Below are 2,382 nucleotides of genomic sequence, written 5' to 3' on the forward strand. Positions count from 1 at the left end.
CGCCTGGTCGTCGCCTTCTATCGCGGGCGCTGGTGCCCCTACTGCGTGGCTCAGCTGGAGGCCCTGCGCGACATCGCGCCTGAGATCCAGGCCCGCGGGGCGTCGCTGATCGCCATCTCCCCGCAGACGGTGCAGCAATCCGGCTTCGCCGCCGAGCAGCACGAACTGCGCTTCCCGGTGCTGAGCGACGCCTCGAATCGCGTGGCCCGGCAGTTCGGCGTAGCTACTTCGCTGCCCGAATACCTGCAGGAGCATTACAAGCGCGTCTTCATCAACCTGCCGCACTGCAACGGGGACACGAGCTGGGAGCTGCCCCTGCCCGCGACCTTCGTCCTGGAGCGCGACGGCCGGGTGCTGTGGCGCTGGGCCGACGCCGACTTCCGCCGCCGCGCCGAGCCCGCCGCCATCCTCGAAGCGCTCAGCGCCTAGCCTCGTCGCTCAGGCACACCAGCGCCGCCATGGCATAGATCAGCAGCGGCCCCACGTCGTACTCTCCGTGCAGCAGGTGGATCGCCGCCGCCAGCGCGAAGATCCCCAGCAGCAAGTAGCCGCCCACCAGCCGGGCGGCGGGCAGCAGGAAGAGTAGCGCCGCCACCGCTTCGCTGATGCCGAGCGCAGGCCGCAGCCAGAGCGGCAGTCCCGTGTGGGCAAACGAGCGAGCAGCCGCGGAGGAGAACGCGAAGCGGCAACTCTCCACCAGCACCACCAGGCCCAGCACCCAGCGCAGTCCCGGAACTGCCAATGGCGCGACACGCGGGTTCATCGGCCGGGCGCCTCCTTCTGGGGGGATTGGCTCTCGATCAGGCGATGGCTGGCGCGGGCATCCAGGTCCAGACCGTAGAACTTCTTCAGTTCGCGGATGCGTTGCAGGTTGGCGGGGCTGAAAGGACACTTGCCGTCGAAGGCGTGCAGCACGATCCCCTCCAGCAGGTCGCCCAGGGTGAGATCGTGGTACTCCGCCAGCGCCTTCAGCACCTTCAGGATGCGCCTCTCGATGCGCACCCCGGTCTGCACCCGCTCCACCAGGAACCGGTCTTTCGCAGCCATGGCGCCTCCCCCTCCGGGGGTTAGTGTACCAATGTACCATGGTACGAGTCACCCGGCTGCGACCCGACCTTGGGACACAGGGCCCTTCCTTCGGGCGCCGGCCGGGCCTAATCCTCGCCTTCCAAGACCTCTTCTGGAGATTTGCCCTGTGCCGCCTTCCCGCCCTGGCCCTACTACCACGACGTGCTGGCCAGCCACAGTAACAACGGGCCTCCCGCCATCCGGTAAGCTTGTCAAGCGGCGGGATTTACGCGATAATCTGAGTTTGCCTCTGCCTTCCCGTTCCCGCCGTGGGCCGGGCTCAGTGCAGTGCAATCCCTGGTAACCCTAAGAAAGGAAACGATTTCTGTGTTGATGATCCGTCTGTCGCGCACCGGTGCGCGCAAGCAGCCCCAATACCGGATCGTGGTGATCGAGAAGGAACGCGCGCGCAGCGGGCGGCCCGTGGAGGTCATCGGGACCTACAACCCGCGCAGCAACCCGCCCGCTCTGGAGGTCAAGCGCGAGCGGGTGGAGCACTGGCGCTCGAAGGGCGCGCAGCTCTCCCCCACGGTGGAGAAGCTGCTGGCCAAGAAGGCGCCCGCGGGCAGCGAATCCGCGGCATAATAGGCCGTTGGCGAGCGCACGCGCCCGCGCTCCTCGGCTTTTTCCCGGAAGCAGGAACCGCGAGCCTCTCGGGTGCAGGGCCCCACAGAGCGAGGAGCAGGGATGAGCGACCAGGGTGGGGACATGCGGGCGTTGGTGGAGCAGATCGCCAAGGCCCTGGTGGACGAGCCGGACCAGGTGACGGTCCACGCCGTGGACGGCGAGCAGGTCACGGTGCTGGAGCTGCGCGTCGGCCCCAACGACCTGGGCAAGGTGATCGGGAAGCAGGGGCGCACGGCGCGCTCCATCCGTACCATCCTGGGCGCCGCCGGCATGAAATTGAAGAAGCGTTATACGCTGGAGATCCTGGAATAGGCGAAGCCTTCATCAGCATCGCGCGCGTGCTCAAGGCCCAGGGACGGCGCGGCGAGGTCAGCGCCGAACTCCACACCGATTTTCCGGAGCGACTGGCGGAACGCAAGCGCCTGTTCGCCCTCTCGCCGCGGGGAGAGCGCCGCGAGCTGGAGCTGGAATCCTGCTGGCCCCACAAGGGCCGCATGGTGCTGAAGTTCCGGGGCGTGGATTCGATCGCCGCAGCCGAAGCGCTGGCCGGCTGCGAGATCCAGGTACCGCAAGGGGAGCGCGCGACGCTGGCCCTGGGCGCGGTGTACGTGAGCGACCTGCTGGGCTGCATCGTGGTCGAGGCCGCGCAGAGGACCGAGATCGGCCGCGTCGAAGAAGTGCAGTTCG

Annotated in this window: 6 protein-coding genes; 4 read left to right on the forward strand and 2 right to left on the reverse strand. The window is 67.9% G+C overall.

The genetic code is table 11. The features are described 5' to 3' along the window. A partial coding sequence (locus VEG08_15240; GenBank protein ID HXZ29348.1) for a peroxiredoxin-like family protein occupies positions 1 to 429 on the forward strand: 429 nt, incomplete at its 5' end. On the opposite strand, the gene VEG08_15245 is transcribed toward VEG08_15240, so the two are convergent. Both VEG08_15245 and VEG08_15250 read right to left on the reverse strand, forming a co-directional pair. Continuing rightward, on the reverse strand, positions 419 to 763 hold the full coding sequence (locus tag VEG08_15245; protein HXZ29349.1) for a DoxX family protein: 345 nt from the start codon (positions 761 to 763) through the stop codon (positions 419 to 421). The two genes, VEG08_15240 and VEG08_15245, sit on opposite strands and share 11 nt — an antisense overlap. Beyond that, on the reverse strand, positions 760 to 1,047 hold the full coding sequence (locus VEG08_15250; protein ID HXZ29350.1) for a hypothetical protein: 288 nt from the start codon (positions 1,045 to 1,047) through the stop codon (positions 760 to 762). Before VEG08_15250 ends, VEG08_15245 begins: the two co-directional genes overlap by 4 nt. Before the next feature lie 354 nt (positions 1,048 to 1,401). On the opposite strand from VEG08_15250, the gene rpsP reads away from it, so the two are divergent. The 3 genes from rpsP to rimM all read left to right on the forward strand — a co-directional run. Beyond that, a complete protein-coding gene (rpsP, locus tag VEG08_15255) occupies positions 1,402 to 1,653 on the forward strand; it encodes a 30S ribosomal protein S16 (protein ID HXZ29351.1) in 252 nt (83 codons plus the stop codon). Positions 1,654 to 1,755: 102 nt separating this feature from the next. Next, a complete protein-coding gene (locus VEG08_15260) occupies positions 1,756 to 2,007 on the forward strand; it encodes a KH domain-containing protein (protein HXZ29352.1) in 252 nt (83 codons plus the stop codon). A 26-nt stretch (positions 2,008 to 2,033) separates the two neighbouring features. Further along, the coding region (gene rimM, locus VEG08_15265) for a ribosome maturation factor RimM (GenBank protein ID HXZ29353.1) at positions 2,034 to 2,382 on the forward strand (349 nt) is incomplete at its 3' end.

It is taken from the genome of Terriglobales bacterium, from assembly GCA_035624475.1.
Classification (GTDB): domain Bacteria; phylum Acidobacteriota; class Terriglobia; order Terriglobales; family Acidobacteriaceae; genus DASPRL01.

Excerpts from the sequence above, each read along its gene's own strand:
- VEG08_15245 (HXZ29349.1), bottom strand. The coding sequence starts at position 763 with ATGAACCCGCGTGTCGCGCCATTGGCAGTTCCGGGACTGCGCTGGGTG.
- VEG08_15250 (HXZ29350.1), bottom strand. The coding sequence starts at position 1,047 with ATGGCTGCGAAAGACCGGTTCCTGGTGGAGCGGGTGCAGACCGGGGTG.
- rpsP (HXZ29351.1), top strand. The coding sequence starts at position 1,402 with ATGATCCGTCTGTCGCGCACCGGTGCGCGCAAGCAGCCCCAATACCGG.
- VEG08_15260 (HXZ29352.1), top strand. The coding sequence starts at position 1,756 with ATGAGCGACCAGGGTGGGGACATGCGGGCGTTGGTGGAGCAGATCGCC.